This window comes from Micromonospora sp. CNZ299 (assembly GCF_002754415.1).
The window spans coordinates 4051405-4069597 of record NZ_PEFG01000001.1 but is presented as its reverse complement, the minus strand read 5'-3'; the positions used below and the strand labels follow the sequence as shown (position 1 = coordinate 4069597).

Sequence of the window (18193 nt, the reverse complement as noted above, 5' to 3'; positions counted from 1 at the left end):
CGCTCCTTGATCGGGCCGGCGGGGCAGGATGTCCGGCGTTACAGACCGAGGTCGTTGTCGACCAGGTCAAACAACTCGTCGTCGGAGGCGTCGGCGAGGGCGTCCGGGACGCCGTCGGTCTCGGCCCCGCCGGTGTTCAGCTTCGCCAGCAGGCTCTGCAGGCGCAGGACGATGCGGGCTCTGCCGCTGTCGTCGCCGTCGCGGCTGGTCAACGCCAGTTCGAGCCGGTCGAGTTCGGCCGCGGTGGGCAGGATCGTCGCGGTGTCGGGCAGGAGTTCGTTCTTGAGGTACCGCGCGAGCACGGTCGCGGTGGGTCGGTCGAAGACCAGCGTGGCGGGCAGTTTGAGGCCGGTTTCCCGGCTCAGGTGGTTGCGGACCTCGACGGCGGCGAGCGAGTCGAAGCCGAGTTCCCGGAACGCCCGGGTCGGCGGGATGCTGTCCGCCGAGGAGTGACCGAGCACTGTCGCCGCCGCCGTGCGTACCAGATCCAGCAGGTGCTTCTCCCGGTCCTGCTCGCCCAGGGCCGTGAGGTGGTCGCGCAAGGCCGTCACCGTGTCGGTGCCCGCCTGCGGGCGGTCGCCGTCCGCGTCGGCCAGGGCGTCGCGGGCCTCCGGCAGGTCGGCGAGCAGGCTGCTGTGCCGGGCCATCGTGTACGCCGGGGTGAACTTCGCCCAGTCGACGTCGGCGACAGTGGTGGTGGCGTCGGTGCCACCGACCGCCCGGGCCAGGGCCCCGATCGCCGCCCCCGGATCGAGTGGCAGCAGTCCGCGTCGGCGCAGGCGGTCCTCGACCGCGGGGTCGTCGGCCATGCCCGCCCCGGCCCAGGGCCCCCAGGAGACCGCGGTGGCCGGGAGCCCGGTCGCGCGCCGGTGCTCGGCGAGAGCGTCCAGGTAGGAGTTGGCCGCCGCGTAGCCGCTCTGACCGCCGCTGCCCCAGATCCCGGCGATCGAGGAGAACAGCACGAACGCGTCGAGGTCGTGGCCGGCGAGCAGCTCGTCGAGGTGGGTCGCCCCGTCCACCTTCACCCGGGTGACCGCCTCGAATTCCTCGGCGGTGCAGTCGTCCAGCGAGGTGGGGTGGTCGACGCCGGCCGCGTGCACGACGGCCCGCAGCGGGGTGGGTTCGGCGTGAACTGCGAGGAGCAGGTCGGCGACCGCGGACCGGTCGGTGACGTCGACCGCCGCGATGGTCACCCGGGCGCCGAGGCTCTGGAGTTCGGCGGAGAGTTCCGCGGCGCCGGGCGCCGCTGTTCCGCGCCGGCTGGTCAGGACCAGGTGTTCCGCGCCGGACCGGGCGGCCCAGCGGGCGACGTGCGCGCCGAGACCGCCGGTGCCGCCGGTGATCAGGACGGTGCCGTTCGGCTGCCAGGATGTGCCGTCGGCGTCGGAGGTGACCCGGACGAGGCGGCGTCCGTGCGTACCGGTGCGGCGGATGGCCACCTGGTCCTCGCCGCTGGCGGCGAGGACCGCGACCAGGTCCCTGGCGGTACGCTCCTCGATCTGCTCGGGCAGGTCGACGAGCCCTCCCCAACGCCGTGGGTGGTCGAGGGCGACGGCCCGGCCGAAGCCCCAGACGGTCGCCTGGGACGGCCGCCGCAGCGGGTCGGTGCGGTCGACGGTGACCGCACCCCGGGTCAGGCACCAGAGTGGGGCGCCCGCACCGCCGCTGTCGCCGAGTGCCTGCAGCAGGCGCAACGTCGACAGCGCGGGGTCGGTGCCGTTGTCGCCGAGGGCCTGGAGGGAGACGACACCGGCCAGGTCGGGGGTCTCCGAGACGATCTGCCAGAGCTGGTCGGTGAGCACGCCCCGGTCGGTGACGGTGTCGTCGACGGTCGTGGTGATGACGTGCGCGCCGTGCTCCTCCAGGGCGGTGCGCACCCATCGGGTGTCGTCGGTGGGCGACACCAGCAGCCAGGTGCCGGTGAGGGCGGGTGTCGCGCCGGAGGTGAACGGCTTCCAGGTGACCCGGTAGCGCCAGTTGCGGACGGTGTCGTGCTGCCTGCTGCGCTGCCGCCAGGTGGAGAGGACCGGCAGGGCGGCGTCGAGCGCCTCGCGGGCCGCGTTGTCGAGGTCACCGGCGATCAGGTCGAGGTCGGCGCGTTCGACGGCGTCCCAGAAGCGGGCGTCGGTGGGGTGCTCGCCGCGGGCGGTGGGCCGCACGGTGTCCGGCCAGTAGCGCTCGTGCTGGAAGGCGTAGGTGGGCAGGTCGACGCGCCGCGCGCCGGGGTAGCACCGGGTCCAGTCGACCGCGACGCCGCGCACGAAGACCTGGGCCAGGGCGGTGAGCAGGGTGGTCGGTTGGTCGCGGTCAGAGCGTTGCACGGGTACGAACACCGCGTCGGAAACGCAGTCGGCGCCCATGGCCGACAGGACCCCGTCCGGGCCGATCTCCACAAACGTGCTGACACCCAGGTTCTCCAGGGTGGCGATGCCCTCGGCGAACCGCACGGCCTCCCGTACGTGCCGCACCCAGTAGTCGGCGTCCTGCGCCTCCGCTACCTGCCCGGTCAGGTTCGACACCACCGGGATCCGCGGCTCCGCGTAGCTCAACGTTGACGCGACCTGCGCGAACTCGGTGAGCATCGGCTCCATCAGCACCGAGTGGAACGCATGGCTGACCCGCAACCGCTTGTACTTCTCAAAGTGGGCGGCGACAGCGGACACCTCGTCCTCCGTGCCGGACAGCACCACCGAACGGGGACCGTTGATCGCCGCGACGGACACCCCGTTGGTCAGCAGCGGCAACACCTCAGCCTCGGTGGCCCGCACCGCCACCATCACCCCGCCGGTCGGCAGGGCCTGCATCAACCGACCCCGCGCCGCGACCAGCTTCGCCGCGTCGGCCAGGGACAGCACCCCGGAAACATGCGCGGCGGCGATCTCACCGATCGAATGCCCCACCAGGTAATCCGGAGTGACACCGAACGACTCGACCAGGCGGAACAACGCCACCTCGACCGCGAACAGCGCCGCCTGCGTGTGGACCGTCTGGTCCAGGGCCTCCGCGTCGTCGGCGATCACGTCGCGGATCGGCCGGTCGAGGTGGATGTCCAGGTCGGCGCAGGCCGCGTCGAACGCGTCCGCGTACACCGGGAAGGCCTCGACCAGGTCCAGGCCCATGCCGGGCCGCTGCGAACCCTGACCGGAGAAGACGAAGGCCAGCTTGCCGTCGGAGATCTCGCCGGTCACCAGGCCGGCGGCCGGCTTACCGGCCGCTGCCGCCGCCAGGGCGTCGGCGTGCTGGGGGCCGAGAACCACCAGGCGTTCGGTCAGCGCCGCGCGGGTGGTGGCCAGCGAGTGCCCGACGTCGATCGCGTCCGGCTGCTCCCCGCCGGTGACCCAGGTCAGCAGGCGCGCGGCCTGGTCGCGCAGCGCGCCGGGGCTGCGTGCGGAGAGCGTCCACGGCACGATGCCCGCCTGCGGCCGGTGCCGGACCGGCGGATCGGCGTCGACGGCAGGTGGCTCCTCGATGATCACGTGAGCGTTGGTGCCGGACATGCCGAATGAGGAGATGGCGGCGCGGCGCGGGTGGTCGCCGGCCGGCCACGCTCGCGCTTCGGTGAGGAGTTCCACCGAGCCGGCGGACCAGTCCACGTGCGGGGTCGGCTCGTCCACGTGCAGGGTTCGCGGGAGGGTCTCGTGTCGCATCGCCTCGACCATCTTGATGATCCCGGCGACGCCCGCGGCGGCCTGCGAGTGGCCGATGTTCGACTTGATCGAGCCGAGCCAGAGCGGCTGGTCCTTCGGGCGGTCCTGGCCGTAGGTGGCGAGCAGCGCCTGTGCCTCGATCGGGTCGCCGAGCACGGTGCCGGTGCCGTGTGCCTCCACCGCGTCGACGTCGGCGGTCGTGAGGTCGGCGGCGGCGAGAGCCGCCCGGATCACCCGCTGTTGCGCGGGGCCGTTCGGGGCGGTCAGGCCGTTGGAGGCGCCGTCCTGGTTGATTGCACTGCCGCGGACCAGGGCGAGGACCTGATGGCCGTTGCGTCGGGCGTCGGAGAGGCGTTCCACCAGCAGGACGCCCACGCCCTCGGCCCAGCCGGTGCCGTCGGCGCCCGCGGCGAACGACTTGCACCGGCCGTCGGCGGCGAGGCCACGCTGGCGGGAGAACTCGGTGAACGTGCCCGGGGTGGCCATCACGATCGCGCCGCCGGCGAGGGCGAGATCGCACTCACCGGACCGCAGCGCCTGCGCGGCCAGGTGCAACGCGACGAGCGACGACGAGCAGGCGGTGTCCACCGAGACGGACGGCCCTTCCAGACCCAGCGCGTAGGACACCCGGCCGGAGATGACGCTGGCGGCGTTACCGGTGGCCAGGTAGCCCTCCACGGCATCCGGCGCCGCCATCAGCAGGGTCGGGTAGTCGTGGCTGTTGGTGCCGGTGAAGACGCCGGTGTGGGTGCCGCGCAGGGCTACCGGGTCGATGCCGGCCCGCTCCACCGCCTCCCAGGACGTCTCCAGCAGCAGGCGCTGCTGCGGGTCCATGGCGAGCGCCTCCCGGGGCGAGATGCCGAAGAACCGCGCGTCGAAGTCGGCCACGCCGTCGAGGAAGCCGCCGGCTGCGGCGTACGAGGTGCCGCGGGCGTCGGGGTCGGCGTCGTAGAGAGCGTCCAGGTCCCAGCCTCGGTCGGCGGGCAGACTCGAAACGGCGTCGGTGCCGGTGTCGACCAGTCGCCACAGGTCCTCCGGCGAACCGACCCCACCGGGGTAGCGGCAGGCCATGCCAACGATGGCGATCGGTTCGTTGGCGGCGGCCGTCACCCGCGTCTCCGGGGTGGCACCGTCGTCGGAGCCGAGCAGGGCGGCCAGGTGGCCGGCGAGCGTTGCGGCGTTCGGGTAGTCGAAGACGACGCTGGACGGCAGGTGCAGACCGGTCGTGGTGACCAACCGGTTGCGGAGTTCCACAGCGGTCAGTGAGTCGAAGCCGAGTTCGCGGAAGGGTCGGTCGGTGCCGATGTCGGCGACGCCGCCCAGCCCGAGGACCGCGGCCGCTTCGGTACGGACCACGTCCAGGAGCCGCTTCGCGCGTTCGGTGGCACTGAGCCCGTCGAGGAAGGTGCTCTGCGCTGCGGTCACGTCCTCGACCGGGGTGTACACCTCATCGAGCAACGGACGCGACCTGGCCGAGGTGAACGACGCACCGAACCGCTCCCACTCGACGTCGGCGATCGTGACCGCCCGCTCCCCCGAACCCACCACCTGCGCGAACGCGGCCATCGCCAACTCCGCCGGCATCGGCGGCAACCCCCGACGACGCAACTGCACGTCATCCCCGGCCGCCGCGACCATCCCCCCACCAGCCCACGGACCCCACGACAACGCCGTACCCACCACACCACGAGCCCGACGCGCCGCGATCAACCCATCCAGAAACGCATTCGCCGCCGCATAGGCACCCTGACCACCCGAACCCCAAATCCCGGAGATCGACGAGAACACCACGAACGCGTCCAGGTCATCACCCAACAACTCATCCAGATGAACCGCACCCGCGACCTTCCCGCCGACCACCTCGTCCCACACCTGGGGCGTGAGTTCCGTCAGCAACGCCGACCGCTCCACACCGGCGGCGTGCACCACGGCCCGCACCGGTGTGTCCAGGTTCTGCAACAGCGCGGCGACCGCGTCCCGGTCGGCCATGTCACAGGCGGCGACCGTGGCACGCGCTCCGGCCGCCTCAACGGCGGCGACGACGTCCGCCGCGCCGGCAGCCTGCGGACCTCGCCGCGACACCAGCACGAGGTGCTCGGCACCCTGCTCGGCGGCCCAGACCGCGACCCGACCACCCAGCGAGCCCGTGCCGCCGGTCACCAGGACCGTCCCCGACGGCACCCAACCTGGCTGCTCACCGGTCACGGCGTCAGAGCGGACCAACCGCCGCACGTACACACCCGAGGACCGCACGGCCACCTGATCCTCGGCACCAAAGCCACCGGCCAACACCCGCACCAGTCGGGCACCCACCCGGGCGTCCCAGCTGGCCGGGACATCGACCAGACCACCCCACAGGTGCGGCATCTCCAGGCCGACCACCCGACCGACGCCCCACACCGCCGACGCTTCCGGGGTGACGGCGTCGGCGCGGCCCACGGATGCACCGCCGGTGGTCAGCACCCAGAGCGGAGCGACAACGTCAGCCCGCACCAGCTCCTGCACCAGGGCGAGGGTGAGTTCGGCCGGGTCGGTGAGCCCGGTCTCCAGGGCGAAGAGTGAGACGACGCCGGTCAGGTCCTCCGGCAGGTCGCCGAGGACGGCGGCGATGACGGCCGGGTCGGCGGTCGGGGCCAGTTCGACGCTGATGACGTCCGCTCCGGCGCCCGCCAGGGTGGTGGTGATGCCCGCGCCGGTGCCGGTGGCGCCGATGACCAGCCAGGAGCCGGTCAGGCCTGCCGCTGTGTCCCCGGTCGCCGAGCGCCACTCGACGCGGTAGCGCCGGTCGTCGAGGAGGTGGCCGTCCTGGCGCTTGCGGTGCCACTCGACCAGGGCCGGGAGCAGGTCACCGGCGCTGTCCACGGTGATGCCGAGCCGGTCCAGGTCGCCGTCCTGGACGGCTGCCCAGAAGTCGTCGTCGTGCACGCTGGCGCCGGACGCCCCTCCGTCGACGCCGGAGAAGACGTCGGCCAGGGTGGCGCTCGGCCAGTAGTCGCGGTGCCGGAAGGCGTAGGTGGGCAGGTCGATGAGGCGACCGCCGGGGTAGCACTGCGCCCAGTCCACCGGGACACCGCGAACGAAGGCTTTGGCCAGGCCGCTGAGGAAGGTCAGCACCTGGTCGGCGGTCGCGCGCTGAAGGGGGACGAGCACGGCCCCGGTCACGCAGTCCGCTCCCATGGCGGCGAGTACGCCGTCCGGGCCGATTTCGAGGAAGGTGGTGACGCCGTCGGCCTCCAGCGTCGCAATGCCGTCGGCGAAGCGCACCGCCTCGCGGACGTGCCGGACCCAGTAGTCCGCGTCCTGCGCCGTCGCGACCTGTCCGGTGATGTTGGAGACAACGGGGATGCGCGGCGGGTGGTAGGTCAGTCCGCCGGCCACCTGGGCGAAGGCGCCCAGCATCGGCTCCATCAGCGAGGAGTGGAAGGCGTGGCTGACCCGCAGTCGCTTGGACTTCTCGAAGTGGGCGGCAACTGCGGCGACCTCGCCTTCCACCCCGGACAGCACCACCGAGCGGGGTCCGTTGATCGCGGCGATGTCCACGCCCTCGGTCAGCAGTGGCAGCACCTCGGCCTCGGTGGCCCGTACGGCGACCATGACGCCGCCGGCCGGCAGCTCCTGCATCAGGCGGCCTCGGGCCGCGACCAACGTCGTCGCGTCGGCGAGGGACAGCACGCCGGCGACGTGCGCGGCGGCGATCTCACCGATCGAGTGCCCCACAAGGTGGTCCGGGGTGACCCCGAACGACTCGACCAGGCGGTAGAGGGCGACCTCGTAGGCGAACAGCGCCGTCTGGGTGTAGAGGGTCTGGTCGAGCTCGACGCCGTCGGTGATCACGTCGCGCAGCGGGCGGTCCAGGTGGATGTCGAGTTCGGCGCAGGCCGCGTCGAATGCCTCGGCGAAGACCGGGTAGGTCTCGGCCAGCTCCAGGCCCATGCCGGGTCGCTGTGAGCCCTGGCCGGAGAAGACGAACGCGAGCTTGCCGTCGGAGACCTCGCCGACGACCAGACCGGCCGCGGAATCGCCGGCCGCGAGCGCGGCGAGGGCGTCGCGGTGGTCGGCGCCGAGCGACACAGCCCGGTACGGCAGGGCGGCGCGGTGCGTCGCGAGGGTGTGACCGACGTCGACGGGCTCGGTTTCGGGCTTCTGGTCGAGGTGGTTGGTGAGTCGGGCCGCCTGTGCGCGCAGGGCGTCGTGGCTGCGAGCGGAGATCAGCCACGGCACCACCGGGTGCGGTGCGCCGACCGGCTGGTCGGTCGCGGCCTCGACGGTCGGGGGTTCTTCCAGGATCAGGTGGGCGTTGGTGCCGGAGAATCCGAACGAGGACACACCCGCGCGCCGTGGCCGGTCGGTCTGCGGGTGCCAGGGGCGGGTCTCGGTGAGCAACCGCACCGCACCGGCCGACCAGTCGACCTGCGGAGTCGGCTCGTCCACATGCAACGTCGCGGGCAACACATTGTGCTTCAGCGCCTGGACCATCTTGATCACACCCGCCACCCCGGCGGCGGCCTGGGTGTGACCGATGTTCGACTTCACCGACCCCAACCACAACGGCTCACCACCAGCACGGTCCTGCCCATACGTGGCCAACAACGCCTGCGCCTCGATCGGATCACCCAACCTGGTGCCCGTGCCATGCGCCTCCACCACATCAACATCAGCAACACCCAGGCCCGCGCTGCCCAACGCCGAACGAATCACCCGCTGCTGCGACGGACCATTCGGCGCCGTCAAACCATTCGACGCACCATCCTGATTGACCGCACTACCCGCCACCACCGCCAACACCGGATGCCCAAGACGCACCGCATCCGACAACCGCTCCACCACCAAAACACCAACACCCTCACCCCACGCCGTGCCATCCGCCGCCGCCGCGAACGCCTTACACCGCCCATCACCGGCCAACCCCCGCTGCCGCGAAAACTCAATAAACGTCCCCGGCGTCGACATCACCGTCACACCACCAGCCAGAGCCAAACCACACTCCCCCGACCGCAACGCCTGCACCGCCAAATGCAACGCCACCAACGACGACGAACACGCCGTATCAACAGTGACCGCCGGACCCTCCACCCCAAGAACATAAGAAACCCGACCCGACAACACACTCGCCGCATTACCCGTCCCCAGGAAACCATCAGCCTCCCGCGGCACCGCCAACAACAACGTCGAATAATCCTGACCATTGGTCCCCGTGAACACACCAACCGGAGAACCCCGCAAACCCAACGGATCCACACCCGCCGACTCCAACGCCTCCCACGACACCTCCAACAACAAACGCTGCTGCGGATCCATCGCCAAAGCCTCACGCGGCGACACCCCGAAAAACGACGCGTCGAACCCCGCTACACCCCCCAAAAACCCACCCGACGACACATACGACGTCCCGAACGACTCCCCATCACCGACCAACCCCGACAGATCCCAACCCCGATCCGACGGAAACTCCACCACCCCATCACCACCAGAAACCACAAAATCCCACAACTCATCCGGCGAACCCACACCACCCGGAAAACGACACGCCATCCCCACAATCGCCACCGGCTCATCCACCACCACCGACGACGGCACAACCTCCGAACCAGAACCCTCATCCCCACCCAACAACGACCCCAAAAACCCCGCCAACACACCCGCCGACGGATAATCAAAAACAACACTCGACGGCAACAACAAACCCGTCACAGCGGCCAACCGGTTGCGGAGTTCCACAGCGGTCAGTGAGTCGAAGCCGAGTTCGCGGAAGGGTCGGTCGGTGCCGATGTCGGCGACGCCGCCCAGCCCGAGGACCGCGGCCGCTTCGGTACGGACCACGTCCAGGAGCCGCTTCGCGCGTTCGGTGGCACTGAGCCCGTCGAGGAAGGTGCTCTGCGCTGCGGTCACGTCCTCGACCGGGGTGTACACCTCATCGAGCAACGGGCGCGACCTGGCCGAGGTGAACGACGCGCCGAACCGCTCCCAGTCCACGTCGGCGATCGTGACCGCCCGCTCCCCCGACCCCACCACCTGCGCGAACGCGGCCATCGCCAACTCCGCCGGCATCGGCGGCAACCCCCGACGACGCAACTGCACGTCATCCCCCGCAGCCGCGACCATCCCCCCACCAGCCCACGGACCCCACGACAACGCCGTACCCACCACACCACGAACCCGACGCGCCGCGATCAACCCATCCAGAAACGCATTCGCCGCCGCGTACGCACCCTGACCACCCGAACCCCAAATCCCGGAGATCGACGAGAACACCACGAACGCGTCCAGGTCATCACCCAACAACTCATCCAGATGAACCGCACCCGCGACCTTCCCGCCGACCACCTCGTCCCACAGGTCGGGGGTGGTGTCGGTCAGCAGCGCGGACCGTTCGACGCCGGCGGCGTGCACCACGGCCCGCACCGGACTGTCCAGACTGTCGAGCAGGCCACGAACCGCGTCCCGATCGGTCATGTCACAGGCGGCGACCGTCACCTGCGCACCCGCCGCCTCGACCGCAGCGACAACATCGGCCGCGCCCGCGGCTTGGGCACCCCGTCGCGACACCAGCACCACGTGCTCGGCGCCGTGCTCGGCGGCCCAGACCGCGACCCGACCACCCAGCGAGCCCGTGCCGCCAGTGACCAGGACCGTCCCCGACGGCACCCAACCTGGCTGCTCACCGGTCACTGCGGCCGAACGGACCAACCGCCGCACGTACACACCCGAGGACCGCACCGCCACCTGATCCTCGGCACCGAAACCACCGGCCAACACCCGCACCAGCCGGGCACCCACCCGCGCATCCCAGCCGGCGGGGACATCGACCAGACCACCCCACAGGTGCGGCAACTCCAGACCCACCACGCGACCCACACCCCAGACCGCCGACGCTTCCGGGGCGATGGTGTCGGCGCGGCCCACGGGTGCACCGCCGGTGGTCACCACCCACAGCGGGGCGGTAACGCTTGCGCCACTCAGCTGCTGCACCAGGGCGAGCAGTTCGGCTCCGGTGTCGGGCGAGGCGACGATGCCGGCGATCGGTGCGGACAGGTCACCCAGCTCGGTCGAGCTGTGCGCGCGGAGCACCTCGGCTCCGGCTTCGGTCAGGGTCCTCGCGAGGGAACCGACAAGGCTCTCGTCGGCCCGATCGGCGCCGACGATCAGCCAGCGGCCGTCGAGGGTGTCGGCGGCCTCTCCGGTGACCGGCCGCCAGGTGGCCCGGTAGCGCCAGCCGTCGACAACTTCAGCGTCCTGGCGCTTGCGGCGCCACTCGACCAGGGCCGGGAGCAGGTCACCGGCGCTGTCCACCGTGATACCGAGCCGGGCCAGGTCACCGTCCTCGACAGCGGCCCAGAAGTCGGCGTCGGCCGGCTCGCCCGCGTCGGTGACGGCCACCGGCTCGGGAACGCTCGGCCAGTAACGCTCGTGCTGGAAGGCGTAGGTGGGCAGGTCGATGAGGCGTCCGCCGGTCAGGCACGAGGTCCAGTCCACCGCGACGCCGCGCACGAAGACCTGGGCCAGGGCGGTCAACAACGCGATCGGCTGGTCCCGGTCAGAGCGTTGCACGGGTACGAACACCGCGTCGCTGACGCAGTCCGCGCCCATCGCGGACAGCACGCCGTCCGGGCCGATCTCCACGAACGTGCTGACACCTGCGGACTCCAGGGTGGAAATGCCGTCAGCGAACCGGACCGCCTCCCGCACGTGCCGCACCCAGTACGCGGCGTCCTGCGTCTCCCCGAGCTGACCGGTCAGGTTCGATACCACCGGGATCCGGGGCTGCCCGTAGGTCAACGCCTCCGCGACCTGTGCGAACTCGGCGAGCATGGGCTCCATCAACACCGAGTGGAAGGCATGGCTGACCCGCAGGCGCTTGGACTTCTGGAAGTTCGCCGCCACCGCGGCAACCTCGTCGGCCACGCCGGACAGCACCACCGAGCGGGGACCGTTGATCGCCGCGACCGACACCCCGTCGGTCAGCAGCGGCAGCACCTCAGCCTCGGTGGCCCGAACCGCCACCATCACCCCACCCGACGGCAGGGCCTGCATCAGTCGGCCCCGGGCGGCGACCAGCTTCGCGGCGTCGGCGAGGGACAGCACCCCGGCGACATGCGCGGCGGCGATCTCACCGATCGAGTGACCGACCAGGTAGTGCGGAGTGACACCGAACGACTCAACCAGGCGGAACAACGCCACCTCGACCGCGAACAGCGCCGCCTGCGTGTAGACGGTCTGGTCCAGGGCCTTGGCGTCGTCGGCGATCACGTCGCGGATCGGCCGGTCCAGGTGGATGTCCAGCTCGGCGCAGGCCGCGTCGAACGCGTCCGCGTACACCGGGTAGGTCTCGGCCAGCTCCAGGCCCATGCCGGGTCGCTGTGAGCCCTGGCCGGAGAAGACGAAGGCGGTGCGCCCGCCCTGCGCGGTGCCGGTGACCAGACCGGGAGCCGCAGTTCCGGCGGCGAGGGCGCTCAACGCGGCCTGCCGATCCTCAGCCAGGACGACAGCCCGGTGCGCGAGGGTGGCGCGAGCGGCCAGCGAACGACCGACGTCTGCCGGCTCGGTTTCGGGTCGCCTGTCGAGGTGGTTGGTGAGTCGGGCCGCCTGTGCGCGCAGGGCGTCGTGGCTGCGAGCGGAGATCAGCCACGGCACCACCGGGTGCGGTGCGCCGACCGGCTGGTCGGTCGCGGCCTCGACGGTCGGGGGTTCTTCCAGGATCAGGTGGGCGTTGGTGCCGGAGAATCCGAACGAGGACACACCCGCGCGCCGTGGCCGGTCGGTCTGCGGGTGCCAGGGGCGGGTCTCGGTGAGCAACCGCACCGCACCGGCCGACCAGTCGACCTGCGGAGTCGGCTCGTCCACATGCAACGTCGCGGGCAACACATTGTGCTTCAGCGCCTGGACCATCTTGATGACACCCGCCACCCCGGCGGCGGCCTGGGTGTGACCGATGTTCGACTTCACCGACCCCAACCACAACGGCTCACCACCAGCACGGTCCTGCCCATACGTGGCCAACAACGCCTGCGCCTCGATCGGATCACCCAACCTGGTGCCCGTGCCATGCGCCTCCACCACATCAACATCAGCAACACCCAGGCCCGCGCTGCCCAACGCCGAACGAATCACCCGCTGCTGCGACGGACCATTCGGCGCCGTCAAACCATTCGACGCACCATCCTGATTGACCGCACTACCCGCCACCACCGCCAACACCGGATGCCCAAGACGCACCGCATCCGACAACCGCTCCACCACCAGAACACCAACACCCTCACCCCACGCCGTGCCATCCGCCGCCGCCGCGAACGCCTTACACCGCCCATCACCGGCCAACCCCCGCTGCCGCGAAAACTCAATAAACGTCCCCGGCGTCGACATCACCGTCACACCACCAGCCAGAGCCAAACCACACTCCCCCGACCGCAACGCCTGAACCGCCAAATGCAACGCCACCAACGACGACGAACACGCCGTATCAACAGTGACCGCCGGACCCTCCACCCCAAGAACATAAGAAACCCGACCCGACAACACACTCGCCGCATTACCCGTCCCCAGGAAACCATCAGCCTCCCGCGGCACCGCCAACAACAACGTCGAATAATCCTGACCATTGGTCCCCGTGAACACACCAACCGGAGAACCCCGCAAACCAAACGGATCCACACCCGCCGACTCCAACGCCTCCCACGACACCTCCAACAACAAACGCTGCTGCGGATCCATCGCCAAAGCCTCACGCGGCGACACCCCGAAAAACGACGCGTCGAACCCCGCTACACCCCCCAAAAACCCACCCGACGACACATACGACGTCCCGAACGACTCCCCATCACCAACCAACCCCGACAGATCCCAACCCCGATCCGACGGAAACTCCACCACCCCATCACCACCAGAAACCACAAAATCCCACAACTCATCCGGCGAACCCACACCACCCGGAAAACGACACGCCATCCCCACAATCGCCACCGGCTCATCCACCACCACCGACGACGGCACAACCTCCAAACCAGAACCCTCATCCCCACCCAACAACGACCCCAAAAACCCCGCCAACACACCCGCCGACGGATAATCAAAAACAACACTCGACGGCAACAACAAACCCGTCACAGCGGCCAACCGATTCCGCAACTCCACAGCAGTCAACGAGTCGAAACCGAGTTCCTTGAACGGTTGGTCGGCGTCGATCAGGCCGGCGCCGGTGTGCCCGAGGACGGCGGCGGCACTGGAGACCACCAGGTCGAGCAGCTCGCGGGACCGCTCCTCGGCGCTCATCGCGGCGTACCGACCGGCGGCGGGCGCAGCAGGCTCCGCGGTGGCGGCCTGGAGGCGAAGGTGGTCGGGCAGCGCGCTGACCAGGGGGCGGACGCGGGCCGACGCGTACATCGGGAGGAAGCGGTCCCAGTCGACGTCGGCGATGGTCACGCAGGTCTCGTCGTGGTCGAGGACCGACTGGAGGCCGGAGAGAGCCAGCTCCGGGTCGAGGGTGAGCAGGCCACGCCGGCGTAGCTGCTCGGTGATGTCCGGGTCGTCGGCCATGCCACCGCCGGCCCAGACGCCCCAGGCGACCGAGGTGGCTGCGGCACCACGGGCGCGGCGCCACTGGGCGAACGCGTCGAGGAAGGCGTTGCCCGCCGAGTACGCGGCCTGTCCGCCGCTGCCCCAGACGCCGGAGATCGAGGAGAACAGGACGAAGGTGCTGGGTTCGTCGCCGAGCGCGGCGTCCAGGTTGATCGCACCGGCGACCTTGGCGGCCAGGACCGCGTCGAGGTCGGCGCCGGTAGCGGTGGCAAGGTCGGTGTGGTGGTCGACGCCGGCGGCGTGCACCACGGTGCCGATCCGCTCGCCGTCCGCCCGCAGTCGCTCGACCAGCCGGTTCACCTCTGCGGGGTCGGCGACGTCGCAGGCGGTGACGGTCACCCGGGCGCCGTGACGGCGGACCTCGGCGGCCACCAGATCGGCGTCGGGGGCGTGGATGCCCCGGCGGCTGACCAGGACCACGTGTTCGGCGCCGCGGACCGCGACCCAGCTGGCCACCCGGGCACCGAGGCCGCCGGTTCCGCCGGTGATCAGGACGGTGCCGCGCGGCAGCCACGCGTCGCGGGGCGCGGCGGCGGTGTGCGGGTCACGCAGCAGGCGACGTACGTAGGTGCCGGAGCCGCGTACCGCGATCTCGTCCTCGCCGCTGCCGTGCAGCGCGGCGACGACCCGTTCGGCGGCGCGCTGGTCCAGCTTCTCCGGCAGGTCGATGAGGCCGCCCCAGAGGTGGGGGCGTTCCAGGCCGAGGACACGGCCGAGACCCCAGGCCAGGGCCTGGCGGGGCGCGTCGAGGTGGTCGGCGCGGCCGGTGGAGACGGCGCCCCGGGTGGCAGCCCAGAGTGGTGCTTCCAGACCCGCGTCGGCGCAGGTCTGCGCGACGGTCAGGAGGGTCGCCGCCGGGTCGAGCGCGGGGTCCAGGGCGAGCAGGGACAGGATGCCGTCGGTGGGCCCGGCGGCGCGCAGTCGCTCGGCGAGAGCGCCGCGCTCCGGTGTCACGGTGAGCACTGTGGTGTCGCCGAGGGCGGTCAGCAGCGTCGCGTTGACGTCGACGTCGACGCTGGTCAGCACGAGCCAGCGACCGGTGGTCGGCGTGCGGGGCGAGCCGGTCAGCGGCTCCCAGCCGATCCGGTAGCGCAGCGTGTCGAGCACCGCGTGGGTGTGCCGTCGCCGCCGCCACGCTGAGAACGCCGGCAGCAGCGCTTCCAGGGTCTCGCGGTCCTCGTCCGAGCCGAGGCCCAGGGTTTCCGCGAGGAAGGCGGTGTCCTGGCGCTCGATGGCCGACCAGAAGTGCCCGTCGGCCGGATCGCCGGCCGTTTCCGTCCGCTCGGCGGGCGGCGAGGTGAGCCAGTACTGCTGCCGCTGGAAGGCGTAGGTGGGCAGGTCGACCATGCGCCCGCCGGTCAGGCAGGGCGTCCAGTCGACCGCGACGCCGCGCACGAAGACCTGGGCCAGGGCGGTCAACAACGCAGTCGGTTGGTCCCGGTCAGAACGTTGCACGGGTACGAACACCGCGTCCGCCACACAGTCAGCGCCCATCGCCGACAGGACCCCATCCGGACCGATCTCCACAAACGTGCTGACGCCCAAGCCCTCCAGGGTGGCGATGCCCTCGGCGAACCGCACCGCTTCCCGGACGTGCCGCACCCAGTAGCCGGCGTCCTGCCTTTCGGCGATCTGCCCGGTCACGTTCGACACCACCGGGATCCGCGGCGACTCGTAGGTCAACGTCTCCGCGACCTGAGCGAACTCGGCCAGCATCGGCTCCATCAGCACCGAGTGGAACGCGTGGCTGACCCGCAACCGCTTCGACTTCTTGAAGTTCGCCGCCACCGCGGCGACCTCGTCCTCCGTGCCGGACAGCACCACCGAACGCGGACCGTTCACCGCCGCGACGGACACACCGTCGGTCAACAGCGGCAACACCTCCGCCTCGGTAGCCCGAACCGCCACCATCACGCCACCGGCCGGCAACGCCTGCATCAGGCGTCCTCGGGCCGTGACCAGCGTCGCGGCGTCGGCGAGGGACAGCACCCCGGACACGTGCGCCGCCGCGATCTCACCGATCGAATGCCCCACCAGGAAATCCGGCGTCACACCGAACGACTCGACCAGCCGGAACAGGGCGACCTCAACCGCGAACAACGCCGCCTGCGTGTAGACCGTCTGGTCCAGGGCCTCCGCGTCGTCGGCGATCACCTCGCGGATCGGCCGGTCGAAATGACGGTCCAGCTCCGCGCAGGCCGCGTCGAACGCCTCCGCGAACACCGGGAACGACGCCGCCAACCCCAGACCCATACCTCGCCGCTGCGACCCCTGACCCGAGAACACGAACGCCGTCTTCCCACGCACCACCGACCCGATGACCGGCCCCGGCTCACCAGCGGCAACCGCCGCCAACTCCTCCGACCCGAACACCACCGCCCGATGCGCGTGCAACGACCGCGACGACACCAACGAGAACCCGACATCCACCGGATCCACACCCGCCACCGACGCCAACCGCGACGCCTGACCCCGCAAACCCTCCGGCGACCGGGCCGACAACACCCACGGCACCATCTCGTTGGTCGGGGGCCTCTCCTGGGCCGGGACCGCTGTCGAGGGAGGTTCCTCCAGGATGACGTGGGCGTTGGTGCCGGAGACCCCGAACGACGACACCCCCGCCCGGCGCGGCCGATCCTCGGTGCCGGGCCACGGCCGGGCCGTGGTGAGCAGTTCGACAGCTCCCGCCGACCAGTCCACCTGTGGCGTCGGCTCGTCCACGTGCAGCGTTCGCGGCATGGTCCGGTGCCGCATCGCCATCAGCATCTTGATGATGCCGGCGACACCGGCGGCGGCCTGGGTGTGCCCGATGTTCGACTTGATCGACCCCAGCCACAGCGGCTCGTCGGCGGAGCGGTCCTGGCCGTAGGTGGCGATCAGGGCCTGCGCCTCGATCGGGTCGCCCAGGGTGGTGCCGGTGCCGTGTGCCTCGACGAGGTCGACGTGCTCGGCGGGGACGCGGGCGTTGGCCAGGGCGCTGCGGATGACGCGCTGCTGGGCCGGGCCGTTCGGGGCGGTCAGGGCGCTGCTGGCGCCGTCCTGGTTGACTGCGGTGCCCCGGACGACGCCGAGGACGCGGTGGCCGTTGCGGACCGCGTCGGAGAGCCGTTCCAGGAGGAGCATGCCGGCGCCCTCGGCCCAGCCGGTGCCGTCGGCGGCGGCGGCGAACGACTTGCACCGGCCGTTGGTGGAGAGGCCGCGCTGCTTGCTGAAGTCGACGAACACGACCGGGGTGGCCATCACGGCGACGCCGCCGGCCAGGGCGAGAGAGCATTCCCCCTGACGCAGCGACTGGACCGCCAGGTGCAGGGCGACCAGCGACGACGAGCAGGCGGTGTCGACGGTGACCGCCGGCCCCTCCAGCCCCAGGGTGTACGCGACCCGCCCGGAGGCGACACTGCCGGAGTTGCCGGTGCCGAGGTAGCCGGCGACGTCGTCCGGGATGCTGCTCAGGTTGACCGCGTAGTCGTGGTACATGACGCCGGCGAACACCCCGGTACGGCTGCCGCGCAACCCGGTCGGGTCGATGCCGGCCCGCTCGAAGGTCTCCCAGGACGTCTCCAGCAGCAGGCGCTGCTGCGGGTCCATGGCGATGGCCTCGCGCGGTGAGATGCCGAAGAAGGCCGGGTCGAACTGGCCCGCCTCGTGCAGGAAGCCACCCTCGTGGGTGTACGACGTCCCGGGGTGGTCGGGGTCCGGGTGGTAGAGCGACTCCAGATCCCAGCCGCGGTCGACGGGGAACTCGGTGATGCCGTCCCGCTCGTCGGCGACCAGGCGCCACAGGTCCTCGGGCGTCTCCACACCGCCGGGGTAACGGCAGGCCATGCCGATGATCGCGATCGGCTCGCGATCGCGCTCCTCCATCTCGCGCAACCGCTGACGGGTGTCGCGCAGGTCGCTGGTGGCGCGCTTGAGGTAGTCCAGGAGCTTGGCTTCGTCGGCCATCAGAACGTCACTCCCCGTCGGTGTTTCAT

The 18193-nt window shown here is 71.0% G+C and carries 1 protein-coding gene; it reads right to left on the bottom strand.

Annotated features, from left to right (window positions below):
• Window positions 1-38: 38 nt before the first annotated feature.
• Window positions 39-18164, bottom strand: a complete 18126-nt coding sequence (locus CLT68_RS18885; RefSeq protein WP_099852480.1) for a type I polyketide synthase — start codon at window positions 18162-18164, stop codon at window positions 39-41.
• Window positions 18165-18193 lie beyond the last annotated feature (29 nt).